The organism is Rouxiella silvae, assembly GCF_002093625.1.
Lineage (GTDB): Bacteria > Pseudomonadota > Gammaproteobacteria > Enterobacterales > Enterobacteriaceae > Rouxiella > Rouxiella silvae.
In genome coordinates this window covers 1-25,852 of the sequence record NZ_MRWD01000055.1, presented here as the reverse complement: position 1 = coordinate 25,852, position 25,852 = coordinate 1, and the positions used below count along the sequence as shown (strand labels likewise).

Here is a 25,852-nt window from a genome sequence, read left to right as displayed (position 1 = left end):
ATCGCGCGCGCAGACAAAATCAGTCGGCAGGATTTTCTGCAGAAGGAGAAGGCTTTTTTAATACAAACTGACGGAACAGCTCCCTGCTTTTCAATGGCTTACCGCCAAGATAGGGTTTTAGCGCCATGCGAGTAAAACGTTTGGCCGCGCGCAACGTGTTGATGTCGGGAAATTCTCGGCTGGCCAGCGCTTTAAGGTCACGCCCGGTAAAACTGGCGTTATCCACCACCAAGCTGGCAATAAAGCCTTTCTCTTCACGATAGCGGTAGGTCATGGTTTCGCTGACCTCCTCACCGCTGCCCGCACAGTGCAAAAAGTCTACGCCATAGCCAAGATTATGCAGCAATGCCAATTCAAACTGGCGCAGCGCCTGCTCGGGCGAGGTGCTGGCCGCGGCCAAATTTTGCAAACAGTGGAGATAATCGAAAAAAAGCGAAGAGTAATTGGTTTCTTGCTCGAGGACGCGGGAGACCAGTTCGTTAACGTAAAGACCGCTGTAAAGAATAGAGCCTGAGAGGGGAAGCGCCAGCGAGACGGCTTCAGCATTGCGCAGAGTTTTCACTTCACCGCGCCCCGTCCAGCGGACCAGCAGCGGAGTAAAGGGCTGCAAGCAGCCCTTTAGATTCGACCGACGGCCACGCGCACCTTTTGCCAGTATGCGTACCCGTCCTTGCCCTTCAGTGAACAAATCCAGCAATAAACTGGTTTCACTGTAAGGTCGCCCATGCAAGACAAATGCTCGTTGCCAGCCTTCCATAGGCGCAGACCTTATAAGTCGTCCACGTAACCCAGGCTACGCAGCGCACGTTCATCGTCTGCCCAACCGGATTTGACCTTAACCCACAGCTCGAGGTGAACTTTCGCTTCAAACATGTTTTCCATGTCGTGACGAGCCTCAATGCCGATAGTCTTGATCTTGGAGCCTTTATTGCCGATAACCATTTTCTTCTGGCCTTCACGCTCAACCAGAATCAAACCGTTAATGTCATAGCCACCACGTTCATTGGTCACAAAGCGCTCAATTTCGACGGTAACAGAATAAGGCAGTTCTTCACCCAGGAAGCGCATCAGTTTCTCACGAATGATCTCTGACGCCATAAAGCGCTGAGAACGATCGGTGATGTAGTCTTCTGGGAAATGGTGAATCGCTTCTGGCAGTTGCTTACGCACCAGGGCTGCGATGGTGTCTACGTTAGTACCCTTTTCCGCAGAAATTGGCACGATATCGGCGAAGTTCATCTGCTCGCTCAAGAATTGCAAATGCGGCAATAGCTTGGCTTTGTCAGTGACGTTGTCGATTTTGTTGATAGCCAGTATCACCGGGCTTTTCAGGTCACGCAGCTTATTAACGACCATTTCATCATCAGGCGTCCAGTGGGTGCCTTCAACCACGAAGATAACCAGCTCAACGTCGCCGATAGAACTGCTTGCTGCACGGTTCATCAGACGGTTAATAGCGCGTTTTTCTTCAATGTGAAGCCCCGGGGTATCAACGTAGATAGCCTGGTATGGACCTTCGGTATGGATACCCATAATCCGGTGACGCGTGGTCTGCGGTTTGCGAGAGGTGATGGAGATTTTTTGCCCCAACAACTCATTCAGCAAGGTTGATTTGCCGACGTTAGGACGGCCAACGATGGCTACAAAACCACAGTAATTCTTTTCTTCGCTCATTCAAGCTCCAGCTGTATCAGCGCTTGTTCCGCTGCCGCCTGCTCGGCTTTACGGCGGCTTGATCCGGTTCCTACAACCGGCTGACTCAAGCCACTGACCTGGCAGTGGATGGTAAACTCCTGATCGTGCGCTTCACCGCGAACCTGCACGACCAGATAAGAAGGCAACGGCAGATGACGACCTTGCAAAAACTCTTGTAAACGGGTTTTCGGGTCTTTCTGCTTATCACCGGGACTGATTTCATCGAGACGACTACGGTACCATTCGAGAATCAGCCTTTCGACGTTCTGAATATCGCTATCCAAAAACACGCCGCCAATGAGTGCCTCCACCGTATCCGCGAGAATAGACTCACGGCGGAAACCACCACTTTTCAATTCGCCTGGGCCTAATCGCAAACACTCGCCAAGGTCGAATTCACGCGCCATTTCAGCCAACGTATTTCCGCGCACTAACGTTGCACGCATCCGGCTCATATCGCCCTCGTCTACACGAGGAAAACGATGATACAGCGCATTTGCAATAACAAAGCTGAGGATTGAGTCTCCGAGAAACTCTAAACGCTCATTGTGCTTGCTGCTGGCGCTGCGGTGAGTCAGTGCCTGCAATAAAAGCTCCTGCTGTTGAAAAGTGTAGCCCAGCTTTCGCTGAAGCCTGTTTATTACGATGGGATTCATGAGTTACCAATAGATCAAGAATGCGTCAAAAACTTCAGCATACGGAACAGGCCTGATTCACCAATAGTCGATCCAAAGCTGTTTCGTTTGCAGTGGCTCCCTCTTTTTTACTATTTATGATAGAGAAGAAGATAAGGGTCGCCAACTTTTATCGCTCGAAGAGATATTCTACAACGAGTGGAAATTTAATGCTGCGTTAATATGCCCGTCGTTTAAGTGACGGGCACAACATTATTATTGAATTCCACCAATACGGCTTAAACGTATACCCGTTGGCCATTCGCCTTCTTGCTTCTTAAAGCTCATCCAAATACCTGACGCTCTGCCCACCAGATCTTTCTCTGGCACAAAGCCCCAATAACGGCTGTCGGCGCTGTTATCGCGGTTGTCACCCATCATGAAATAATGACCGGCGGGAACAACCCAAGTACCCAGAGGTTGACCAGGTTGCTGATAATAGCCGCCTAACTGGTCGCGAGCACCGGGAACAATAAGAATATTATGAGTCACGTCACCCAGTGTTTCTTTACGACCCAGTAAACGAACGCCGTCTTGTGGAACGGGTGCGGAGGGAGCCGTTTCAAAGAAACCGCTGGTTGCCTCACTGCCAGAAGCCTGACCAAAGGTTTGTACAAAAGCGCTGGCTTCATTGGCGCTGTAGGTAATAGGCAAGGCTTTATCACAGGCTTGGCCATTATTACACGCCGGTTGAACCGTCACTTCTTTGCTCACGGGGTCGTAGCTTACGCGGTCACCCGGTAAACCCACTAGACGCTTAATATAATCCAGCTGCGGATTAAGCGGATATTTAAATACCACAACATCACCGCGCTTTGGCTCACCGGTCGGGATAAGCTTGGTCTGGGTAATCGGGTCTTTAAGACCGTAAGCGTATTTTTCGACCACAATGAAATCACCAATAAGCAACGTTGGCATCATTGAACCTGATGGAATCTGGAAAGGTTCGTAAATAAAAGAACGAACAACAAATACCACCAGCAGCACCGGAAATACGGAAGCACAAGTTTCGACCCAGCCCGGCTGTTTTGCAGCCTTGTTGAGGATTTTCTCGTCAACCGCACCTGCCGTTTCGGCTTTCAAACGTGCGATTTTCTCCCGACGTGCAGGAGCCAGTTTAAAACGATCCAAACACCAGATTATCCCGGACACCAGCGTTGCAATAGCCAGTATCAGGGCAAACATGTTAGCCATTCCTACTCCTTGACCTATTTCTCAAAGACTTACTTGCTGTCTTTACCTACGTGCAGAATTGCAAGGAACGCTTCCTGTGGTAACTCAACGTTACCCACCTGCTTCATGCGCTTCTTACCGTCTTTCTGTTTCTGTAAGAGTTTCTTCTTACGGCTAACGTCGCCGCCGTAGCACTTGGCCAACACGTTTTTACGCAGCTGTTTCACGGTCGCACGGGCAATAATGTGGTTGCCGATAGCCGCCTGAATGGCGATATCAAATTGCTGACGCGGGATCAGCTCTTTCATTTTTTCGACCAGATCGCGACCACGATAATGCGAGTTGTCGCGATGGGTTATCAGTGCCAAGGCATCAACGCGCTCACCGTTGATTAAAACATCAACACGTACCATGTCAGAAGTCTGGAATCGTTTGAAATTGTAATCAAGAGACGCATAGCCGCGTGAGGTAGATTTCAGACGGTCGAAGAAATCCAGCACCACTTCTGCCATCGGGATTTCATAGGTCAGCGCAACCTGGTTACCGTGGTAAACCATGTTGGTCTGCATGCCGCGCTTCTCGATACACAGGGTGATCACGCTGCCCAGATACTCCTGCGGCATCAGCATGTGACACTCGGCGATGGGCTCGCGCAGCTCTTCGATATTATTCAGCGCAGGCAGCTTGGACGGGCTGTCAACGTACACAGTTTCGCCAGCGGTGGTAACAACTTCATACACAACCGTGGGAGCCGTGGTGATGAGTTCGAGGTCATATTCGCGCTCAAGACGTTCCTGAATGATTTCCATGTGCAACAAGCCCAGGAAACCACAGCGGAAGCCGAAGCCCAGTGCGGTCGAACTTTCTGGCTCATAGAACAGTGACGCATCGTTGAGGCTAAGTTTACCCAGCGCATCGCGGAAGTTTTCATAGTCGTCAGAGCTGATAGGGAACAGGCCAGCGTAAACCTGTGGTTTAACCTTTTTGAAGCCCGGCAGCGCTTTCTCAGCAGGCTGACGAGCCAGAGTCAGCGTATCGCCGACCGGTGCGCCAAGAATGTCTTTGATTGCACAAACTAACCAGCCAACTTCACCGCAGTGCAGCACGTCTTTATCGACACGCTTAGGGGTGAAGATACCCAGACGGTCGGCGTTGTACGTCTGCCCGGTGCTCATGACTTTAATCTTGTCGCCTTTGCGCATGGTGCCGTTTTTGATTCGCACCAGTGACACAACGCCGAGGTAGTTATCGAACCAGGAGTCGATGATAAGCGCCTGCAGCGGAGCTTCAGGGTCGCCTTCAGGCGCCGGGATATCGCGCACCAGACGCTCAAGAATGTCAGGAACGCCTACGCCGGTCTTGGCCGAACAGCGCACGGCGTCGGTTGCATCAATGCCGACAATATCTTCAATTTCCTGCGCCACACGGTCAGGATCGGCAGCCGGCAGGTCAATCTTGTTCAGGACTGGCACAACCTCAAGATCCATCTCCATCGCGGTATAGCAGTTGGCCAGCGTCTGAGCCTCTACGCCCTGTCCGGCATCAACCACCAGCAAAGCACCTTCACAAGCCGCCAAAGAACGAGAAACTTCATAGGAGAAGTCAACGTGCCCCGGGGTGTCAATAAAGTTGAGGTGATACGTTTCACCGTTGAGCGCTTTGTAATCCAGCGTAACGCTCTGTGCCTTGATGGTAATGCCGCGCTCACGTTCGAGATCCATGGAATCTAAGACCTGAGCAGCCATTTCACGATCGGACAGCCCACCGCAGATCTGGATAATACGGTCAGAAAGTGTCGACTTGCCGTGGTCAATGTGGGCAATAATGGAGAAGTTTCTTATGTTCTTCATTTATAAATGATTTTCTCTGATTAATAGCGCTTAAAGCTTTTTCATGGACACAGCGTTGGACTCAACACCCAGTCTGCCCACGCAAATATGGGCGCATCTTACACTGTATGCGGGTTACACGAAAGGATGCGATAGCGTTACCACGATTCTTGCGAAGTGAATCGCGGCGTTAAAAAATCGATGAAGCTTCGTGTAGAAGAATACTTTTGAATCTAGGTGCACGCCGTGAGCAGATTATTGGCGCGATTTTACAGTGGTTGTTTTACGCCGGTAGTGGTACCGAGTGTAATGCGCTGGTGCACGCCCGCGATATTCCCGGGGTAAATAATACTGCGGATAAATAATATCAATTCAAATTATTGAGTTAGTGAATTCTCATTTCGTGCTGTTCGAGGAACGTTTTTCAGTTTAGGAAAATGCTCATTTACTGGACGGGCGAAATACAATTAACTGGTTGTTATAAAAATAAATTTTGTGATACATCACGCATATTTTTCATTAAGTAATTTTAACTATTTACAATCATTATGAGTCAATCGGTTACAAGGTTAATGTCATGATCAATGAAGGTCGGCTGCTCAGCCGGCATGGCTTTGCAAGAATAAACTCATGGGTAACCATGGTTCTCGCTACACTGTTGATGGTAGCAGGAGCCGTGCAGCTTGTGATTCTGCTCACGTTTGGAAAAAGCGGCTATTTCGGCCAGCATACTATTCTTATATCGACTATTTTTAGTATTTCGCTGGGAATACTGCTGATTATTTTACGCCAATTTATTAAACCAAGACAAATATTCCAACTCTATGAAAACGGCGTGCTGGTCATTTCAAAACCGGATAATAAAAATAAATTTATCCCATTCGAGACAATTAATGATATCTACCGTTATCGCACCGGGAAATATACCAGAAAGATATTAAATACCATGGCCTTCCGAGAAAGTTCAGACAAACCTTGGTACAAAATATCGCCCAACATTGCACACGCGGATCGGTTAATTGAAGTTATCAAAAATGAACAATTATTAATTCGTGGGCCTCAGGCGCTAAATACGCTCGCACAGGGTGGCGCGGTCGGTTTCAGTTATCTGACCGAGAGTAAAAGTAAGATCCGCCGCTTTCTGCGCGGTAACTTTTTGATGATGAATGAGAAGAAACTCCAGCTCTCCGCCCGCACGCTAGACTCCGACGACGGACAGCATATTGCCATCGGGGAAGTTCACTTTATCAGCGGTGGCAGCAACAGCCAGACGATAAAATTGCTCGATATGCACGGCAGATCGTTATTCTCCGTCGCTTATACGTCATTATTTAGCGCAGATTTGTTTATCGCGCTCATTGAGCACATGATACAAAATCGTATCCCAGTTCGGGGTTAAGTGCCTGGACGAGGAGATGTGGGAGAGTTAAAAGCGCACCCTTTTGATTCGTTCAATGGTACGCTTTTTGAAGAGGCAGTATGAAACGAGAGAAGACGTGGAGCAGCGAAAACCGCGTTTAAATACTTTTACTTTCAGGTTGAAAACGAAACGCATTTGGCGGTAAGCCCACCTGCAAGATAACCGGTTGATAGGCTGATTTCTCGGAAACTTTAGCTGCGAAATAGCGCGCAACCCCGAAACCTACCAATCCCCCCGCGACCGCACCAATCAGGGCAAAAACATCAGCCTTGAACATCCACTGCAGCATCCCACCGCCGAAAATCACACCAAACAGCGGCGTCATATACACAAGCAATGCGGAACGCAGCAAACTGCCTTCCATTATCCCCAGCTCAACTTTCTGACCGGGTTCAAGCTGCTCGACGCTATGCACCTGCAAATTGTGCTCAGTTTGCGGGCCTAGTTCATTGAGAACGCGGGAACCACAACCTGAACGCGAATGACAGCTGCTGCACCCTGCCTGCGTCTCACAACGCAGTTCTGCAACGCCATTTTGCCACGAGATCACCGTGGCCCATTCTTTCATCATCGACGTTACCCTGCCCGTTACCCATGAAATACGGACCCGTTACTGTCCAGAGAACACAATACTATCAGAAATGCGCTTGGCTGTGGAAGGCGGTAGCTCGCCAACAACGGTAATCTCATTACCGTTGCGCACTTCCGTTTGTACCGTTCTTCTGCCCTGCCGAACGATTTGCTCAGAGGTCACGTTATTGGTCGGATTCACGTTAATTGAGAAGCTGAACACGCCGTCACTGAAAAGGCGTGACTCTATGCTAACCGGCAAATTGGGTAAATTGCGCTTGCTGCGTGAAACTTCTTTAACCCCTTCCGGCAACCATTTAGGGCTCCAGTTAAACTGTGCTGTGCTGCTTTCAGGGATACTGAGCAACGGCGGTAAATTGGCTTTTTCGATTCCATTGAAGGCTTCAGCAACACCAGGGTCGACGGTCACGGAGATCACGCGGAACTGCTCAAGCGTTTCGCCATCTTTATCAAGAAGGTCAACGCGAAGAGGCAGTTTGTCTTGCTCGTCTATCCAAATGATAAAGCTGAAACGTGTGCCATCGCGTGAAACCACGCGGATTACCTGGCTTATACGGTCTGCAGCACGCGCTCGACCTACGGCGATAAAATCGTAGTATTTAGAAAGCTGGGCAATATCACTAAAGGCAAGTTCAGGCAGTGAATCAACAATATGATCGCCCGCCAACGTGAACGGCTGTAGCCCGCTCTCGAAATAGCTGATGTCGTTCCCGCGCTGCACAACTTCGCGACGAGGGCCGTCCATCAGGAGCAGATCACCGAGCTGCTTTCCATCCGTTTTAGCGTGACGATAGCGATATGAATCAATGCCTTGCTTCGTAATACTGATAAAGGCGAGTTCATAATCCAATGATTGACTGGCAGCGCTCATTTGTTGCAATAACGCCTCGGGAGAAGGTTGAGTCTCAGCCGAGGCGGTATGAATTGCGAACAAACTGCTTGTCAGTAGAGAAACAGCATACAAAAATTGCTTCATTACTGCGTTTGCGTTCCTAATGACTGGTTACCTGGGACCTGAATAGCGGCCTGCTGTGGAGCAGTTGAGTCCAGCTGGAGCTGATCGGAATGCAATCTGCGCTGCAACTCATAATCCTGCAAAATAGCGTTAATGCGTTTACGCTGCTCTTGCATGTTCTGTGGCCCGCTTGCGGTGCTGCCTTCATTCGGTACACCGAAGCTAACAGGCGAGGCTTTGCCCATCATTGGCAACGTGTTGAATGCAGGCGTTTCTGGCGATGCACCGGTCGCGTCTGACTGACCATAGTGCTGCACGCCAACGATAACGGCCAAAGACACACAGGCAGCAACGCCAATCTGCGTAATCTGACTGGCCCAAGGGCGTACTTTGTGCCAGAAAGGCAACTTTTGCCAGGTATGTGGCAAAGGTTGCGATTCTTTCGTCGCGCCAGGAACAAGTTTGGCAGGTTCATTTGCCAAAGCAGCAGCGACTCTATCAGCGATATCCAGATGCACAACGTTGCCCATATCACCGCGCATACTGTCGCGGATCAAATGGTAACTTTGCCAACTTTCCTGGAGCGTTTTATCGTTTGAAAGCGAACTTAACAGTTCGGAGTCAACCGATTCACCATCCATCAGAGCTGAAAGCTTTTCTTTCTGCATGCCTAAATACCCTTTAAGTGTCCGCCATCGCTAACGCTGAATCAGCGGTTGAACTTTATTATCAATAGCTTCTCGAGCACGGAAAATACGCGATCTCACCGTGCCCACCGGGCAATCCATGATGGCGGCTATCTCTTCGTAGCTCAATCCATCCAACTCCCTGAGAGTAATTGCCATCCGCAAATCTTCAGGAAGCGCTTCAATAGTCCGAAATACAATCTGTCTCAACTCTTCAGACAACATTAAGTTCTCAGGGTTCGATATTTCTTTCAGTGCCCCGCCATTTTCGAAGTTTTCAGCGTCTATCGCATCGACATCGCTAGAGGGAGGGCGTCGACCCTGCGCAACTAAGTAGTTCTTGGCCGTGTTGACGGCAATTCTGTACAACCAAGTGTAAAAAGCACTATCCCCACGGAATGATTCCAATGCGCGATAGGCCTTTATAAAGGATTCCTGAACCACATCGGGAACATCACCCTGTGGAACGTAGCGGGAAACAAGGCTCGCCACTTTATGCTGGTAGCGAATAACCAGTAAATTGAACGACTTTTGATCACCTTTCTGGACCCGCTCGACCAGAACCTGATCTGCTAACTGCTCGCTCATCCGAGGTAATCTCTCCCCAAAGCTATCTCCACGCTAAAAGTCGTACTGCCAGCTTTCATCATTATTTTCCTGAGCAAGTACTGCTTGGAGTTTAAACAGAATGTTAAGTTCCATAAAACAAAAAGTTTTTTAAACCGATGATTGTGCTCGTGGCTTTTGCCAGTCCATTTAGGCTAACATGAATTTCCTTCTTCTTCCGCAAACATCATACGTTATGCAACCTTCATCCGACTTTGTTAGTGATGTATTGATTATAGGAAGTGGTGCCGCCGGCCTTTCACTCGCATTACGCCTCGCAGACCACTGTAAAGTCACGGTATTGAGCAAAGGGCCACTCAATGAGGGCTCCACTTTCTACGCACAAGGCGGGATAGCGGCCGTTTTCGATGAAACAGACAGCATTGGCTCACACGTTGACGACACGCTTATCGCAGGTGCAGGACTGTGCGACAAGGAGGCGGTCGAGTTTATCGCCAGTAATGCCAAACACTGCGTGCAGTGGCTTATCAATCAGGGCGTTTTGTTTGACACTGAAACCAGCGACAGTACCGAACGCTATCATTTAACGAGAGAAGGCGGCCATAGCCATCGGCGCATTCTCCATACCGCTGATGCAACCGGTAAAGAAGTAGAAACCACGCTAGTAGGTAAAGCAAGAGCCCACCCCAATATTAGCGTAAAAGAGCGCTATAACGCCGTTGACCTTATTACTTCCAGCAAACTTGGCCTGCCCGGTACACAGCGGGTTGTAGGTGCCTATGTATGGAACCGCGATATTGAACAGGTCGAAACGATGCGCGCCAAATCGGTGGTGCTTGCGACCGGGGGAGCAGCAAAAGTCTATCAATACACCACTAATCCTGACGTTGCTTCGGGTGACGGCATCGCCATGGCCTGGCGTGCAGGCTGCCGAGTCGCTAATCTTGAATTCAACCAGTTTCACCCAACCTGCCTTTACCATCCTCAGGCTCGCAATTTTCTACTGACAGAAGCGCTGCGCGGTGAAGGGGCATACCTCAAGCGCCCGGACGGCACGCGCTTTATGCCCGATTTCGACCCGCGAGGTGAGCTGGCACCGCGTGACGTGGTGGCCCGCGCTATCGACCACGAGATGAAACGGCTCGGCGCCGACTGCATGTATCTGGATATCAGCCATCGGCCGCCTGAATTTATCAAACACCACTTCCCGATGATTGTCGAAAAGCTGCTTTCATTAGGCATTGATCTGACACTGGAGGCGATCCCGATAGTGCCTGCTGCACACTACACCTGCGGCGGCGTGATGGTGGATCAACACGGAAGAACGGATCTTGATGGGCTGTATGCCATTGGTGAAGTCAGCTATACGGGTCTGCACGGCGCGAATCGTCTGGCGTCAAATTCACTGCTCGAGTGTCTGGTGTATGGCTGGTCAGCCGCAGAAGATATTTTACAGCGCCTGCCGAACACTAAAATGCCCAAAAGCCTGCCGTCATGGGACGAAAGTAAAGTAGATGACTCAGACGAGAAAGTGGTGATTCAGCACAATTGGCACGAGCTGAGGTTATTTATGTGGGACTATGTGGGCATTGTTCGTACCACCAAACGTCTGGAGCGCGCACTGCGCCGCATCACTACCTTGCAGCTGGAAATTGACGAATATTATGCCCATTTCCGTATCTCAAATAATTTGCTGGAGCTGCGTAACCTGGTTCAGGTTGCAGAACTCATTGTACGCAGCGCCATGGCAAGAAAAGAAAGCCGCGGTTTGCACTTTACGCTCGACTATCCTGATTTGCTTGAACACTCGCAGCCGACGATTTTACAACCCTGAGTTCACTAAACTCCGGTCTAATCAGAAAGAAATCAGGAAAAGATCAGTAGTTCAGATAAAAATCAGTAATCAGAGCTCTGAACTCCGCGCTATAAACATTAAGTTTTTCGCGGAGTGCCAGCGCCTGATAGTTGGGCAGGTGAGCCTGCCTTGCTAATGCGAGCAGCATGCGGTTTAACGGTTTTTCTGGCCGGTCACGAATGTCGAGGCGTGCCTGAGTGTGCCACCCGAGGTCCTGCGCCGCCTTTTCGAAAGACAGACCTATGTCATAAGGCAACACCACGCAAAAGGTTCCGTTTGGGCTTATCAGGCTATTAGCGCACTCCAACAGCGCACGGTGAGTTAACGTTTCAGTGTAGCGTGCTGCGTTTCTCGCTTCATTGCGACAGGCGACGGCGGTCTCAAAATAGGGCGGATTACTGACAATCAGGTCGTACTTATTCGGCGCATCGAGGGCAAAATCGTTAATATCTTGTGAGAATACGCTCAGGCGTGAATTCCACGGAGATTCGGCAAAATTCTCTCCCGCCTGTAAGGCTGCTGCACATTCAAGCTCGACTGCGTCAACGCAAACGCCGTCTTTCGTTCTCTGTGCAAGCATCAAGGCCACAAGTCCGGTCCCAGTTCCAATATCAAGAATACGAGAAACATGATCTACTGGAGCCCATGCGCCTAGCAGCACGCCGTCGGTGCCTACTTTCATTGCACATCTGTCGTGAGCAACAAAAAATTGTTTAAAAGTAAACCCGTTACGCCGTAAAGGCTTGTTGCTGGCGGCTTCAGTCACTACGCTTTCCTGTTATATTCACCCGAGTATCAGGGTGCTAATGGCACAATGGGCTAAGCATAAGACAAAGCCTTTATGAGTAAAAGCGACCGTTTACGCTTAAATAGGTGAAGATCGCGGCCAACACGTCTATAATCGGCGCCCCAAGTAGAGGTAGACCATGACTGTAACGAATTTTTCCGAACTCGAACTCGATGAACGCCTGATCGAAGCACTGACCGATAAAGGCTATAGCCGCCCGACTGCTATTCAAGCAGAGGCAATTCCGCCCGCGATGGACGGACGCGATGTGTTGGGTTCGGCGCCTACCGGCACCGGCAAGACCGCAGCATTTCTGTTGCCCGCACTGCAACACTTGCTGGACTTTCCGCGTAAAAAGTCTGGTCCACCACGTGTTTTAATCCTGACACCAACGCGTGAGCTGGCGATGCAGGTTGCTGACCAGGCGCGCGAGCTCGCTGCACACACTGACTTAGACATTGCGACCATTACCGGTGGCGTTGCCTACATGAACCATGCTGAAGTTTTCAGCGAAAATCAGGACATCGTCGTCGCCACTACCGGTCGTTTGCTTCAGTATATTAAAGAAGAAAACTTCGACTGCCGCGCGATTGAAACGCTGATCCTCGATGAAGCCGACCGCATGCTCGACATGGGCTTTGCGCAAGATATCGAAACGATTTCAGCCGAAGCACGTTGGCGCAAACAGACGTTGCTGTTTTCCGCAACGCTTGAAGGCGAAGCAATTCGTGAGTTTGCCGAACGTATTCTGACTGAGCCGGTTGAGATTGAAGCCGACCCATCGCGCCGTGAACGCAAAAAAATCTTACAGTGGTACTATCGCGCCGATGATTTAAAGCATAAAACGGCCCTGCTTTGTCACTTGCTGAAGCAGGAAGACGTGACCAAGTCCGTTATTTTTGTGCGTAAACGCGAGCGCGTGCACGAACTGGTCGCCCTGTTACGTGAAGCAGGCATCAACTCCTGCTATCTCGAAGGCGAGATGGTGCAGGTTAAGCGTACCGAAGCCGTTAAACGCATGGTCGAAGATCGCGTTAACGTGCTGGTTGCGACTGACATCGCAGCCCGTGGTCTAGATATCAACGATATCAGCCACGTATTCAACTTTGATATTCCGCTGACCGCAGACACCTACTTGCATCGCATCGGCCGTACAGGTCGCGCGGGACGTAAAGGCACGGCAATTTCACTGGTCGAAGCACATGACCATCTGCTGTTGGGTAAAATTGAACGTTATTTAGATCAGCCTCTTAAATCACGGGTGATCGATGAACTTCGTCCGACGACCAAGGCGCCTAGTGCTAAAACCACCGGTAAACCTTCCAAAAAGGTTCTGGCCAAGCGTAAAGAGAAGCAGAAACAAGAGAACGAAAAATCCAAGGTAAAAGTGAAAGTACGTCATCGCGACAGTAAAAACGTCGGTAAACGTCGTAAGTCGAGTACAGAAGCAAGTTAATCCCCCTTGCTGCCTCGGTTTATTCTCAGCAGGCCCCGTCTAATGCGGGGCCTGCTGCTTTCTGATATTTGGACGGGTTCCGTAAACAAAAAAAATCCCGACCACTGTGAATGGTCAGGATGCGCAACATAAGCGCTAACACCAATGGAATACCTCTTACTGTGACAAGCACCGAGCAAAAGATAAGCGAATAATTGATGTAACGCTATGATTGACATATGATTTATTTATGAAGATATTCTGATGAAAATCACGACCCTCATCTTTATAAATGAGCGACTCCTGATTTTTCAGCCGATTTAGCTTACAGACTTTCTGTAAAAGTACGCGTTATCACATCACGCTGTTGCTCAGGCGTAAGCGAATTAAAGCGAACGGCATAGCCGGAAACACGAATAGTTAGCTGCGGATATTTTTCAGGATTTTTTACTGCGTCTTCCAGCGTTTCACGACGCATCACGTTCACGTTAAGGTGCTGTCCACCCTCAACGCGGACGGTCGGTGCGAACTCTAAAGGCACTTCACGATACTCAAACTTCCCAAGTTCGCTTAAAGCAATAATCTGATCTTCTTCATAGCCTGATTGCGCGCAGACACATCTTGCTTCGGCTTTTTCATTGTCTACTAGCCAAAATGAATTTTTTAACGCTTCATTATTGGACTGAGTTATCTGGATCCCAGTGATCATCATTTTTCTCCCTACTTTGATAAGACGACGGGTCAACGATTGCTGGTTTAATTACCGAGCAATCCTTCTTGGTGTCTTTCCTGTATACCAATTTCGGAGAAAATGAGCATTGATAGAAATCAATTTAAGGCCAGAGAGAGTATCGCTGGACGGCATGAGGAGGTAAGCTACGCAGATTAAGATTTCGCATAATTGGAGAGCGCTTATGGCAGCCCCGCTCACCTGGCACGACGTCATTGGCCAGGAAAAACAGCAGAGTTATTTTGTAGATACCCTGAAATTTGTCGCCGCTGAGCGCGAATCGGGAAAAACCGTTTATCCTCCTCAGGAAGACGTTTTTAATGCCTTCCGTTCAACCGAGTTTTCACAGGTTAAAGTGGTGATACTAGGCCAAGATCCCTATCACGGCCCTAATCAGGCACACGGACTGTCATTCTCGGTAAAGCCCGGCGTTCCTGCACCACCTTCCTTGGTTAATATATATAAAGAGCTGGCAACGGATATCCCCGGTTTCGTTCGTCCAACGCATGGTTATCTGCAAAGCTGGGCAGATCAGGGCGTGCTGTTGCTTAACACTGTGTTAACCGTGGAGGGCGGGCAGGCACATTCGCACGCAAAATTGGGCTGGGAAACCTTTACCGATAAAGTGATCAGCACGCTGAATACGCACCGTGAAGGCGTGGTATTTTTGCTTTGGGGCTCTCACGCGCAGAAAAAAGGCAGCATTATTGATACTGCGCGGCATCGGGTGCTTAAAGCCCCGCATCCTTCGCCACTCTCGGCTCATCGCGGATTTCTTGGCTGCAAACATTTCTCAATGGCCAATGAGTTATTGGAACAACAGGGCCTGACGCCAATTGAATGGATGCCCAAACTGCCAGAATAAGCAGCATGGCGACTACTTTAGCGATAAAAAAAGGCACCGCGTGGGTGCCTTAGTCATTTGATGCTAAATTAAATCACGCTTTAGCTTTGGAAACTGCAACCATTGCAGGACGCAGCAAACGTCCGTTCAGCGTATAGCCTTTTTGCATTACCATGATCACATGGTTTGGCTCAAGCTCTTCAGACTCCATCAGGGTCATTGCCTGATGCAACTCTGGATTAAACGGTACATGAACGTCGGCAACCACTTCCAAACCAAACTTGTGGACAGCACTCAGCAACGACTTAAGTGTCAGCTCAACACCTTCGATAATTGAAGTGAGTTCAGCATTAGACTTGTCGGCCAGGTCCAGAGCGCGCTCCAGATTGTCGATAACCGGCAGCAGTTCACCTGAAAATTTCTCAAGGGCAAATTTGTGCGCTTTTTCGATATCCAGCTCGGTGCGACGACGAATATTTTCAACTTCGGCTTTGGCACGCAGCAGGCTTTCACGCTCACGCTGCTGGGCCTCTTTCAGTTGTGCTTCCAGCTCGGCAATACGTGCATCACGCGGATCAACGACGTCAGCCGCCTCAGTTTCCGCTTCCGCATGCAGCACTTGTTCCTGATTCAGTTCATCCGAGGCTTGCTCGTTAGGCGTCTTATGTTCTTTACTACTCATGAATCTCTCCGCGTTTTAGCTTTAGTCTTGCTAGTTGGCTTATTATGGGGATCAAAACTGGGGTTTCAAGGCCTGTTATCTCATTTACAGGTCATACTTCAGGTGTCATACATGCGTTATCGAGGATAACCAAAGCAATGAATAAAAAATTTGAGTGTATTGGGATTGTCGGTCATCCCCGCCATCCTTCTGCTCTGGCTACCCATGAAATGCTTTATCATTGGCTCGTGTCTAAAGGACATAAAGTTATTGTAGAGCAACAGGTTGCACAAGAATTAGCATTGAAAAATGTGCAAACCGGCAGTCTCTCAGATATCGGGAAACTCGCCGATCTTGCCGTCGTTGTGGGGGGCGACGGTAACATGCTCGGTGCAGCCAGAGTACTGGCACGCTATGACATAAAAGTGATTGGGATTAACCGCGGAAATTTGGGATTCCTTACTGATTTGGATCCCGATAATGCACTACAGCAACTCGATGACGTGCTGAAAGGCGAATATATCAGCGAACAACGCTTCCTGCTCGAAGCCTTGGTACGCTGCGGTGACAAGCAGTGCAGAGTCAGCACGGCCATTAATGAAGTGGTTCTGCATCCCGGTAAAGTCGCGCACATGATTGAGTTTGAAGTTTATATTGACGACCGCTTCGCATTTTCACAGCGCTCCGATGGTTTGATTATTTCGACGCCGACCGGTTCAACGGCCTATTCACTCTCGGGCGGAGGGCCGATCCTCACGCCAACGCTCGACGCTATCGCACTCGTGCCGATGTTCCCGCACACTCTGTCGGCTCGCCCTTTGGTGATTAACAGCAGCAGTACTATCTGCTTGCGTTTTTCACACATGAGTACGGACCTCGAAATAAGCTGCGACAGTCAGATAGCGTTACCGATTCAGCAGGGTGAAGAAGTGATTATCAGGAGAAGCGATTATTATCTGAATCTGATACACCCAAAAGATTACAGTTATTTCAATACGTTAAGCACAAAGCTAGGATGGTCTAAAAAATTATTCTGATTTTTTTCTGAAATCACACTCGCCGGGGCTTTACTGTATATAAAACCAGTTTATACTGTACGAAATTACAGGTCTGTTGTTTTATACAGGAAGGTGATCATGCTAGCGCAATTAACCATTAATAACTTTGCCATCGTTCGCGAGTTAGAAATTGATTTCCATGCGGGTATGACGGCAATAACCGGCGAAACCGGTGCAGGTAAATCCATCGCCATCGATGCTTTGGGCCTTTGTTTGGGCAGCAGAGCCGATGGCAATGCTGTTCGCTTGGGCACCCAACGTGCCGATGTCTGTGCACGCTTTACGCTTGCAGATACACCTTCAGCCAAACAGTGGCTCATTGACAATCAGCTCGATGAGGGTCAAGACTGCCTTTTGCGCCGTACGATCAGCGCCGACGGCCGCTCTCGCGGTTTTATCAACGGTACGCCGGTGCCCTTGTCGCAGCTTCGTGAGATTGGCCATCATCTAATTCAAATTCACGGCCAGCATGCACATCAGCTTTTGGTTAAACCTGAGCATCAAAAACAGCTGCTCGACGCCTATGCAGCGCAGTCTTTCCTACTTTCACAAATGCGTACTGCCTACCAAAATTGGCATCAAAGCTGCCGGCTGCTGGCGCAGTTTCAGCAGCAGGTCAACGAACGAGAGTCTCGTCGTCAGCTGTTACAGTATCAATTGAAAGAACTTAACGAGTTTGCCCCGTTACAGGGCGAATATGAGCAAATCGACGAAGAGTACAAACTTTTGGCCAACAGTGGTCAGTTACTCTCCCTTAGCCAAAGTGCGCTGTACCTATTAAGCGACAGTGAAGATCAAAATATAAGCACCCTGCTCTACATGGCCAAAAATAAGCTCACCGAGCTTGCAGAATTGGATGGGAAGATGAATGACCTGATCGTCATGCTCGACGACGCGTCAATCCAAATTAGCGAAGCTAGCGATGAACTACGTCATTACAGCGAAAGGCTTGAAATGGACCCCAACCGCCTGTTTGAGCTCGAACAACGTATGTCGAGGCAAATGGCCTTGGCGCGTAAGCACCACGTGTCGGCAGAAGAGTTACCCGAGCTGCATCGTCAATTGCTTGAAGAACAAAGTGCCTTGGACCAGCAGGAAACTAATCAGGCTGAACTGAGTGAGGCAGTAAGCATTCATCACCAACAGGCAATAGACATTGCCCACGCGCTGCACCAGCAACGCCAGCATTTTGCCGATGAGTTGACTCAACTGATCACCCAAAGCATGCAAACACTCTCAATGCCTCACGGAAAATTCAATATTCAGGTACAATTTTCCCCGGAGAATTTGAGTATCGAAGGCGCCGATCGTATCGAGTTTCAGGTGACTACCAACCCTGGCCAGCCTTTGCAGGCCTTGGCAAAAGTGGCCTCCGGGGGCGAACTTTCGCGTATTGCCTTAGCCATTCAGGTGATCACTGCACAGAAAATGGAAACTCCGGCGCTGATTTTTGACGAAGTTGACGTCGGTATCAGTGGCCCAACTGCTGCAATTGTCGGTAAACTACTGCGCCAGCTAGGTGAATCAACGCAGGTTATGTGCGTTACCCACTTACCTCAGGTTGCGGGTTGTGGTCATCAGCACTATTTTGTTAGCAAAGAAACAGATGGCGAAGTGACTGAAACTCAGATGAGCCGGCTTGATAAAAAAGCACGTTTGCAGGAATTAGCCCGTCTGCTGGGAGGGAGTGAGGTCACACGTAACACCCTTGCCAATGCAAAAGAGTTGTTAGCGGCGTAAAAACCTCAACTTTTTTACATTTCAGCGGTCATACTGGTGCCCTGCAAAGGTTTCAAACTGATGAAAGGTCTATTATCATCGGCATCTTATGCCCTAAAGGAATGTAAAGACTATGCGCTGTAAAACGCTAACTGCCGTTGCGGGAGCACTTTTGATGCTTACTGCCGGTTGTTCCACTCTGGAAAAGGTCGTTTATCGTCCTGATATTAATCAGGGAAACTACCTGGCTCCTGCTGATGTACAAAAGATCCATACCGGGATGACCAAGCAACAGGTTGCTTATATCCTTGGTACACCAATGATGGATGACCCATTCGGCAACAACACTTGGTTCTACGTGTTCCGCCAGTGGCCAAGCCATGAGGACGTAAAACAACAGACATTAACTCTGACCTTTAATGAGGCTGGTGTGTTGACTAACGTTAACAACAAGCCAAAAATTGACGATCAGAACTCCTGATATCCCGGTTTTGATGCCCATTGGCACCAGCCAGTAACATCTTTCAGGGTAAAAAAATAAGGCGCTTTAAGCGCCTTATTTTTTAGACTGTTCAGCACGTAATCTTCGAAGCTCTTTAGGGTCGGCAATCAGAGGACGATAAATCTCGACTCGGTCACCGTCGCTTACCACATCGCTCAACTTTACTGGTCTGCTATAAATACCCACTTTATTGCTGTCCAGGTCTATTTCACGACGTAACTCCAATAATCCAGAAGCCTGAATTGCCTGTTTAACGCTGCTGCCCTCGGTAAGTCGTACAGTTTTTAGATACTGACGCTCCGGTAAGGCATAAACGACCTCGACCGAGACCTCAGACACTGTAGACCTCTTTCGCGCGCTGGGTAAAAGCCTGCACCATGTTACCGGCCAGCTCTTTGAAAATTTTACCAAAAGCCAGTTCAATCAGTTTGTTGGTGAATTCAAAATCCAAATTCAACTCAACTTTACATGCCTCTGGGCTGAGTGCAGTAAAATGCCAACCGCCCATCAACTTGCGAAAAGGCCCATCAACGAGCTGCATATCAATGCTCTGATTACTGGTTAAGGTGTTTTTGGTGGTAAATGTTTTGCTGATACCCGCTTTAGCAACGTCTACTGCGGCCGTCATTGAGTTATCAGTTTTATCCAGTACGCGACTTCCCGTGCAGCCGGGAAGAAATTGCGGATAAGCATCCACGTCGTTTACCAGGTTGTACATCTGTTCCACGCTAAATGGCACTAGCGCAGAACGGCTTATATGTGGCATATCATTTTCCAGGTGTCATAAAACATACAGATCATATCATTTATCGCGCCTCGGGCAAAAATCTCGGGAAAGATAAAGCACAAGCTGTGAAAAACTACGTCAGTAAACGTACAGGGGATTTCTTTCGCCAGTGCTTACAGTATAATAAGTATCACTATGACAAAGAAAAAAGCACATAAACCCGGTTCCGCAACCATTGCAATGAACAAACGCGCTCGCCATGAATATTTCATCGAAGATGAAATCGAGGCAGGTATTTCTTTGCAAGGATGGGAAGTAAAATCACTGCGTGCGGGCAAAGCCAACATAGCTGACAGTTATGTGACCTTCAGAGACGGGGAAGCCTTCCTGTTTGGTGCCACCATTACACCGCTGAATGTTGCTTCGAGTCATGTTGTCTGCGAGCCGATGCGTACCCGTAAACTCTTAATGAACAGACGTGAGCTTGATAAGCTGTTCGGTAAGGTAAACCGCGATGGCTATACGGTAGTTGCTCTCTCAATGTACTGGAAGAATGCCTGGACCAAAATCAAAATCGGTTTGGCGAAAGGTAAGCAAGATCACGACAAGCGCGATAATGCCAAAGATCGCGAGTGGGCAGTTGATAAAGCACGTATTATGAAAAATGCTAAACGTTAAGTCTCTGGCCTAACGGGGTAAAGTTCTGATATACTGCTAACAGTTCTTTGGGGCTGATTCTGGATTCGACGGGATTTGCGAAACCCAAGGTGCATGCCGAGGTGCGGAGGCCTCGTAAAAAACCGCAAAAAAAATAATTGCAAACGACTCGCAATTCGAATCTGCTGCTTTAGCAGCTTAATCAGTCTAATACACTGAAGGTTCCCTTTCTCCCTAGCCTCCGCTCTTAGGACGGGGATCAAGAAAGGTCAAACCCAAAAGAGCTCGCGTAGACATCCTGCCTGGGGTGAAAGCGTTAAAACTAATCAGGCTAGTTTGTTAGTGGCGTGTCCGTCCGCAGCTAACCGGTGAATGTGATGACTGGACTAAGCATGTAGTGCCAACGGCGTAGTAATTTCGGACGGGGGTTCAAATCCCCCCAGCTCCACCAAATAGTACTCCGGTTATTACCAGATAAGTCCGGAGAAGTACGAAGAGCCCGCATACCGCAAGGTCTGCGGGCTTTTTTGTGTCCGTAATCATCCCATGTCCTCCTCGTATATCCACCGTTCATTGGCCTACCTTTAGACCTACGCTACGATGTAGTCCCAAACTGTAGGCCTATTCATGGAAGGGTCCAGATATGGCAAGGATCAGAAACCCTCTCACCCACACCGAAATACACAAAGCAAAACCACCGATTAAGGCCACTTACTGTATGACGGCTACGGATTATCCCTATTGATTAAATCCTTGGGTAAAAAAGCTGTGGCGGTTTCACTTGATGAATACGTGAACGAAATGCAGCAAGACATGAGTTCATTAAGATGCTGTTACTACGAAGGTTAACTCTGAAATATTAAAAGTCGACCTGCTTTGGAATTTTACAGGACAACTTATCACGTTGGTTCCGTATCAGGAAAAATATTAACAACCATTGAAAATCGCAGATTAGTTTAATTGATTGATAGTATTAATAAATATTTAAAATAGCTTCGTATTTAGATAATATTCTTGCAAACCTGTCGCCTTACATTGCATACAATATTAAGCAAATAATTTGGTTATTACTAAAAGTCATCATAATTTGAAGGAACGACGCATCTTGTAATGAACTGTTGATCCATACAGTGCAGCACCCTTTATTCTGGGTAGAATTAGTGATAGGCTATCACTAGAAAATCCCTTCAAAGAATGGCAAAACACATGACTGAGTTAGAGCTACTTGCTCAAAACCTGATTGCTCAAAATGAAACAGAGCAGCTTAAGAAACTAGAAGAAGACAAGATTCTTATAAAAAAACTTGTCGAAATCTATGATCAAAAGTATGTAGCTGAAGCTCTACGTGCTGTCAGCCACAGCGACTGGACTCGTGAAACACTAAACCGTTGGCTAAACGGTAAGACAGCTCAGAAGCCTTTCACTGAACTTGAAGTAAAGATGCTTAACCGTCTTTTGCCTGAGCCTCCAAAAAATCACCCAGACTATAAATTCAAATTCATCGATTTGTTCGCTGGTATCGGTGGTATCCGAAAAGGTTTTGAAGAAATTGGCGGCCAGTGTGTTTTCACTAGTGAATGGAACAAAGATGCAGTACGTACCTATAAAGCTAATTGGTATTGCGATCCTGTTGCTCATAAGTTCAACTCTGATATTAGAGAGATAACTCTGAGCGATAATGATGATATCAGCGAACAAGAAGCTTATGACAATATAGATCGTGAAATTCCCGATCATGATGTTTTATTAGCCGGTTTCCCATGTCAGCCATTCTCACTTGCAGGCGTTTCGAAAAAGAATTCTTTGGGCAGAGCTCATGGGTTTGAATGCGATACCCAAGGTACCCTTTTCTTTGACGTTGCACGTATTATTGCATCGAAAAAACCAGCAATATTTTTACTCGAAAATGTTAAAAACCTTAAAAGTCATGATAAGGGAAATACATTTCGCATTATTATGAATACGCTGGATGAATTGGGCTATAGTGTTTCCGATGCTGAACATATAGGTTCAAATGACCCGAAAGTCATTGATGGTAAGAATTTTTTACCTCAACATCGTGAGCGTATTGTTTTGGTCGGATTTAGACGCAATCTCAATATTGATGAAGGTTTTACCTTACGAAATATATCAAGTAGTTTCCCGGCCACTCGCCCGGCTATTCGCGACCTGCTTGATAAAGAAGTCGATAGTAAATATATACTTTCTCCTTTACTGTGGAAGTACTTATATAACTATGCAAAGAAACACCAAGCTAAAGGTAATGGTTTTGGCTTCGGCATGGTTACACCGGATAACCTTGAAAGTGTTGCACGAACATTATCTGCCCGTTACCACAAAGACGGTTCAGAAATACTGATAGACCGCGGATGGGATAAAGAATTAGGTGAGAAAGATTTTGATGACAAGTCCAATCAAGAGAATCGCCCGAGAAGGTTAACGCCTCGTGAATGCGCAAGACTAATGGGCTTTGAGTCCCCGAAAGGAACTCAGTTCCGCATTCCTGTATCAGATACTCAGGCATATCGCCAGTTTGGCAATTCAGTTGTTGTTCCTGTTTTCGCAGCTGTAGCTAAACTTCTTGAACCTTATATTGCGAAAGCAATTGTTCAAGATAAAAATAAAAAGGTTGCTTAATTAGCTATGGTCGATGTTCATAATTCCGCAACTCGCAGTAAGAACATGAAAGCGATTCGGAATCATGGAACGGCCATTGAAAAAATCACATCTGAGATATTATTAGAACTTGGTTTTGATTTCATGGCGCAGGTCAAAGAGATGCCAGGAAAGCCTGATTTCGTTCTACAGTCCCACAAAAAAATCATATTCACACATGGATGTTTTTGGCATCATCATGATTGCTACCTTTTCAAAACTCCCGCTACACGTACAGATTTCTGGCTTAAAAAAATAAATAAAAATACTAAAAGAGATAAATTAATTAATCAAAAAATAGTTAATAACGGATGGGAAATATTAATCATTTGGGAGTGCGCTATTAAAGGCCGCTTTAGATTATCTCGAAAAGAATTATCGACACGAATAGAAGAATGGATCTTTGCAAGTTGTAGCTCAGCTGAAATAGACACTAAGGGAATACATATAAAAGACATTGATGAATGATTCAGTAAACCAATGCCTTAATTTTCACAAGATAGCTTTATAACGGTTAGTGCGTCTTATAGATCTACATAGAGCTCTTTAAGTTCTGCTATAAACTCACCTAATGTAATGAGTTGATCCCTAATTTCTTTGGGAAATTTTTCATGTATTGCAGCCGGCACGACTAACTTCACGCCTTCTTTCTGCATTTCACGAAATTGAACTATAGAGACGCCTTCCTGAAGCGTAAACAAGTGAATATTATCAATTCTGTCGGCCTCGTTGAGTATTTGTCTCCAGCGTTCCTTACATGTTGTTTTAACCGCAAGCATTCTGAGCTGGTGATTCGGGAAAGTGCTATCCTGATAAGCTGAAGCCGATGGGAAAAGAAAATCAGGCTTTTTATTCCCCTCTGTTACCGCCTGCGTTGCAAAATGGTAAAGCCCATGCTCAGCAAACAGCTTTTCAAGATGAAGCTCTAATGATTTACCTGCACGGGACTTCCTGCGGTTACTTACAGAATTCGCCATTGCGATAAACTCGTTAACGGTTTCAAATCCTTTACGAATTTTTTCTAATACGTTTATTTCTTCCACTAGAAGAAATATTTCATATTCGACTCGTCTCCTGTCCAGCAATTGCATATCAGGATCAGCATTACCTTTAGCATAGTAATCAGCCGCATAGAGAATAATATCTTTCCCCGAAGGAAAGTTCTCTCGCCAAGCATCAGGGATTTTATATTTGTTATGGGGGACATCGGCAACGGATGCAAGGCCGCCAAGCAGAGTGTTTGCATACCCGGAGAAGTATGTTCCTGGAGCAATCTCTCCAAGAGTAGACTCAACAATATCTTCCTCATCTAAGTTATCACAAACCCATACATCCATCTCCTTACTATCATTTCCTTCAACCAATGTGAAAGCAAGAATTGCAATCGCACCAGTATTATCTTGATTCTGGAAAGGTGTCTTACTCCATCTGGTAATACGTTTCTCGTTTCTCGTACCGCCAAAAAACTTGTTGTTATAGTAAATAGCTCTTGCTTCGGAGTCAGGGCATTCGTGAGAAGAAAAATGGGCCTTTAAGAAAGTATCGGGATTTTTAGTTTTGTAATGATTAATTGAGGGGAATAGTTTATCGATAATGCCTGAAGGAACGTATATCCCAGCCTGGTGGCCGCCGCTGGCACCAGTATCGTTTGCTGATAGTCGTTTAATAAATAGAAATTTATTATTCTCTGTGTTTTCAATCAACCAAGAATGTATACCTGACATTAAACGTCCCTTTAAACATAAAAAGTATACGATACTATACCGACAGATCGTTATGTCGGGTATATCGAACAAGACAAGTGCACACTTTTGTGGCCGTTTTGAGCTAAAAAATGTTTGATCCCAAGCCAACCCACCTTTTGGCCTACTCATAGGCCTACCTTACAAACCTGAACTGTAGTGGCATATTGAATTTGGCCACCTGAATAGAGGTGATATGCTTACCTCAGAACAATATTATAACGTTTCTGATGCCGCTAAGGATATGGATGTAGGTATTTCTACGATGGCTAAATGGGTATAACAGTTACGTGATGAAGGCAGGGAAAAATGCCAAAAGCCTCTCCAATAACCCCAAAATAAATCGAGATACGTGAGCTAAAGAAAAAGATACAACGTATTGAAATAGCGAACGAAATATTAGAAATATGCTACCGCGCTCTTCATATCAGACTCCCAGAACAATTTTCGTTAATAGGGAAACTCAGGGCGCGTTATCAAGTGACCTCTCTCTGCCTATGGAACATCGGTTCATCACGTTGCGTATACGATTGATAACCAAACACTGCCCTGCTCAGCGATAACGTCCTGCATGTCTAGCGTATGCTCATCGTAAACTGCGCAGTCAGATAGCTGACGAGCTCACGCTTTATCGCTGGTTTTAAAGCTTTTTTCGATGACATCTTTCAGTGCCCGGCGTTCCAGACTCATTCGGAAGATCTCTAAAAGTGAATGAGACGTTTTGGCGGGATTGCTTACCCTTCTCGCTTACATCTTTCACTTATTTAATCCGTTAAAAACATGATCCCAGGATCGATTACTATTAGTTGACATCGATCATATTAATAAGCAATAGACCTAATATTAGATTGAAACCTCGACACTTCGCCTATAACGTAAAACCTCTATAT

The 25,852-nt window shown here is 47.3% G+C and carries 26 protein-coding genes, 1 other RNA gene and 2 pseudogenes; 13 read left to right on the top strand and 16 right to left on the bottom strand.

Annotated elements, in window-relative coordinates:
• Positions 1-19: 19 nt before the first annotated feature.
• From recO to lepA, 5 genes are all read right to left on the bottom strand, one after another.
• Positions 20-757, bottom strand: a complete 738-nt coding sequence (recO, locus tag BS639_RS19515) for a DNA repair protein RecO (protein ID WP_055776564.1) — start codon at positions 755-757, stop codon at positions 20-22.
• Positions 758-768: 11 nt separating this feature from the next.
• Positions 769-1,674 carry a GTPase Era gene (gene era / locus BS639_RS19510; protein WP_055776561.1) on the bottom strand — a complete coding sequence of 302 codons (906 nt, stop codon included), beginning with the start codon at positions 1,672-1,674 and terminating at the stop codon, positions 769-771.
• Complete coding sequence (gene rnc / locus BS639_RS19505) at positions 1,671-2,351, bottom strand: ribonuclease III (protein ID WP_009637006.1); 681 nt, start codon at positions 2,349-2,351, stop codon at positions 1,671-1,673. Before rnc ends, era begins: the two co-directional genes overlap by 4 nt.
• A 234-nt stretch (positions 2,352-2,585) precedes the next feature.
• Positions 2,586-3,563, bottom strand: coding sequence for a signal peptidase I (gene lepB / locus BS639_RS19500; protein WP_055776558.1), 978 nt, complete (start codon positions 3,561-3,563; stop codon positions 2,586-2,588).
• A gap of 29 nt (positions 3,564-3,592) precedes the next feature.
• Entirely contained in the window at positions 3,593-5,392 is a 1,800-nt protein-coding gene (lepA, locus tag BS639_RS19495; protein WP_055776555.1) for a translation elongation factor 4, read from the bottom strand.
• 206 nt (positions 5,393-5,598) lie between these two features.
• Between lepA and BS639_RS24945 the strand changes: the two genes are divergently transcribed.
• The gene (locus BS639_RS24945) at positions 5,599-5,736 is read left to right on the top strand and encodes a hypothetical protein (RefSeq protein ID WP_158086942.1); all 138 of its coding nucleotides are present in this window, start codon (positions 5,599-5,601) and stop codon (positions 5,734-5,736) included.
• A gap of 212 nt (positions 5,737-5,948) precedes the next feature.
• Positions 5,949-6,770: a DUF6585 family protein gene (locus tag BS639_RS19490; RefSeq protein ID WP_084984074.1), complete on the top strand. Its 822-nt coding sequence runs from the start codon at positions 5,949-5,951 to the stop codon at positions 6,768-6,770.
• 118 nt (positions 6,771-6,888) lie between these two features.
• Here the strand turns inward: BS639_RS19490 and rseC are convergent, their stop codons facing one another.
• From rseC to rpoE, 4 genes are read right to left on the bottom strand one after another with little or no spacing between them, the layout of a single operon-like run.
• Positions 6,889-7,362, bottom strand: coding sequence for a SoxR-reducing system protein RseC (gene rseC / locus BS639_RS19485; protein WP_055776549.1), 474 nt, complete (start codon positions 7,360-7,362; stop codon positions 6,889-6,891).
• A 39-nt stretch (positions 7,363-7,401) separates the two neighbouring features.
• Positions 7,402-8,358, bottom strand: a complete 957-nt coding sequence (gene rseB, locus BS639_RS19480) for a sigma-E factor regulatory protein RseB (RefSeq protein WP_055776546.1) — start codon at positions 8,356-8,358, stop codon at positions 7,402-7,404.
• The gene (gene rseA / locus BS639_RS19475; RefSeq protein WP_055776543.1) at positions 8,358-9,005 is read right to left on the bottom strand and encodes an anti-sigma-E factor RseA; all 648 of its coding nucleotides are present in this window, start codon (positions 9,003-9,005) and stop codon (positions 8,358-8,360) included. The genes rseB and rseA overlap by 1 nt, the downstream gene beginning before the upstream one ends.
• Before the next feature lie 30 nt (positions 9,006-9,035).
• Positions 9,036-9,611, bottom strand: coding sequence for an RNA polymerase sigma factor RpoE (rpoE, locus tag BS639_RS19470; RefSeq protein WP_055776541.1), 576 nt, complete (start codon positions 9,609-9,611; stop codon positions 9,036-9,038).
• Positions 9,612-9,825: 214 nt separating this feature from the next.
• On the opposite strand from rpoE, the gene nadB reads away from it, so the two are divergent.
• On the top strand, positions 9,826-11,424 hold the full coding sequence (gene nadB, locus BS639_RS19465; protein WP_173882114.1) for an L-aspartate oxidase: 1,599 nt from the start codon (positions 9,826-9,828) through the stop codon (positions 11,422-11,424).
• A gap of 43 nt (positions 11,425-11,467) precedes the next feature.
• Here the strand turns inward: nadB and trmN are convergent, their stop codons facing one another.
• Positions 11,468-12,211, bottom strand: coding sequence for a tRNA(1)(Val) (adenine(37)-N(6))-methyltransferase TrmN (gene trmN, locus BS639_RS19460; RefSeq protein ID WP_233427716.1), 744 nt, complete (start codon positions 12,209-12,211; stop codon positions 11,468-11,470).
• A gap of 160 nt (positions 12,212-12,371) precedes the next feature.
• On the opposite strand from trmN, the gene srmB reads away from it, so the two are divergent.
• Positions 12,372-13,688 carry an ATP-dependent RNA helicase SrmB gene (gene srmB / locus BS639_RS19455; protein ID WP_055776531.1) on the top strand — a complete coding sequence of 439 codons (1,317 nt, stop codon included), beginning with the start codon at positions 12,372-12,374 and terminating at the stop codon, positions 13,686-13,688.
• A gap of 304 nt (positions 13,689-13,992) precedes the next feature.
• On the opposite strand, the gene grcA is transcribed toward srmB, so the two are convergent.
• A complete protein-coding gene (gene grcA, locus BS639_RS19450; RefSeq protein WP_055776528.1) occupies positions 13,993-14,376 on the bottom strand; it encodes an autonomous glycyl radical cofactor GrcA in 384 nt (127 codons plus the stop codon).
• Between the two features lie 205 nt (positions 14,377-14,581).
• Here grcA and ung point away from each other — a divergent pair, with 205 nt between their 5' ends.
• Positions 14,582-15,262, top strand: coding sequence for a uracil-DNA glycosylase (ung, locus tag BS639_RS19445; RefSeq protein WP_084984073.1), 681 nt, complete (start codon positions 14,582-14,584; stop codon positions 15,260-15,262).
• A gap of 73 nt (positions 15,263-15,335) precedes the next feature.
• On the opposite strand, the gene grpE is transcribed toward ung, so the two are convergent.
• Entirely contained in the window at positions 15,336-15,923 is a 588-nt protein-coding gene (gene grpE, locus BS639_RS19440; protein WP_055776523.1) for a nucleotide exchange factor GrpE, read from the bottom strand.
• Between the two features lie 137 nt (positions 15,924-16,060).
• Here grpE and nadK point away from each other — a divergent pair, with 137 nt between their 5' ends.
• From nadK to bamE, 3 genes are all read left to right on the top strand, one after another.
• Complete coding sequence (gene nadK / locus BS639_RS19435; protein WP_055776520.1) at positions 16,061-16,939, top strand: NAD(+) kinase; 879 nt, start codon at positions 16,061-16,063, stop codon at positions 16,937-16,939.
• Between the two features lie 99 nt (positions 16,940-17,038).
• Positions 17,039-18,700 carry a DNA repair protein RecN gene (gene recN / locus BS639_RS19430; RefSeq protein ID WP_055776517.1) on the top strand — a complete coding sequence of 554 codons (1,662 nt, stop codon included), beginning with the start codon at positions 17,039-17,041 and terminating at the stop codon, positions 18,698-18,700.
• A gap of 112 nt (positions 18,701-18,812) precedes the next feature.
• Complete coding sequence (gene bamE, locus BS639_RS19425) at positions 18,813-19,160, top strand: outer membrane protein assembly factor BamE (protein WP_055776515.1); 348 nt, start codon at positions 18,813-18,815, stop codon at positions 19,158-19,160.
• 75 nt (positions 19,161-19,235) lie between these two features.
• Here the strand turns inward: bamE and BS639_RS19420 are convergent, their stop codons facing one another.
• Together BS639_RS19420 and BS639_RS19415 are read right to left on the bottom strand one after the other, a co-directional pair.
• Entirely contained in the window at positions 19,236-19,520 is a 285-nt protein-coding gene (locus tag BS639_RS19420) for an RnfH family protein (RefSeq protein ID WP_055776512.1), read from the bottom strand.
• Positions 19,513-19,947, bottom strand: a complete 435-nt coding sequence (locus BS639_RS19415) for a type II toxin-antitoxin system RatA family toxin (RefSeq protein ID WP_055776509.1) — start codon at positions 19,945-19,947, stop codon at positions 19,513-19,515. Before BS639_RS19415 ends, BS639_RS19420 begins: the two co-directional genes overlap by 8 nt.
• A 156-nt stretch (positions 19,948-20,103) precedes the next feature.
• Between BS639_RS19415 and smpB the strand changes: the two genes are divergently transcribed.
• The 4 genes from smpB to BS639_RS19395 all read left to right on the top strand — a co-directional run bounded on the left by smpB (position 20,104) and on the right by BS639_RS19395 (position 23,688).
• Entirely contained in the window at positions 20,104-20,586 is a 483-nt protein-coding gene (gene smpB, locus BS639_RS19410; protein ID WP_055776506.1) for an SsrA-binding protein SmpB, read from the top strand.
• Positions 20,587-20,635: 49 nt separating this feature from the next.
• Positions 20,636-21,016, top strand: a transfer-messenger RNA (tmRNA) gene (ssrA, locus tag BS639_RS19405).
• A 755-nt stretch (positions 21,017-21,771) separates the two neighbouring features.
• Positions 21,772-23,202 (top strand): DNA cytosine methyltransferase, encoded by a 1,431-nt coding sequence (locus BS639_RS19400; RefSeq protein ID WP_084984072.1) that lies wholly within the window; start codon positions 21,772-21,774, stop codon positions 23,200-23,202.
• A gap of 6 nt (positions 23,203-23,208) precedes the next feature.
• Complete coding sequence (locus BS639_RS19395) at positions 23,209-23,688, top strand: very short patch repair endonuclease (RefSeq protein WP_084984071.1); 480 nt, start codon at positions 23,209-23,211, stop codon at positions 23,686-23,688.
• Positions 23,689-23,744: 56 nt separating this feature from the next.
• On the opposite strand, the gene BS639_RS19390 is transcribed toward BS639_RS19395, so the two are convergent.
• Positions 23,745-24,944 (bottom strand): type II restriction endonuclease, encoded by a 1,200-nt coding sequence (locus BS639_RS19390; protein WP_084984070.1) that lies wholly within the window; start codon positions 24,942-24,944, stop codon positions 23,745-23,747.
• 214 nt (positions 24,945-25,158) lie between these two features.
• Here BS639_RS19390 and BS639_RS19385 point away from each other — a divergent pair.
• Positions 25,159-25,457, top strand: a pseudogene (locus BS639_RS19385) (transposase); the annotation flags it as partial.
• Positions 25,458-25,465: 8 nt separating this feature from the next.
• On the opposite strand, the pseudogene BS639_RS25015 reads toward BS639_RS19385, so the two are convergent.
• Positions 25,466-25,652, bottom strand: a pseudogene (locus BS639_RS25015) (IS3 family transposase); the annotation flags it as partial.
• Positions 25,653-25,852: the final 200 nt, after the last annotated feature.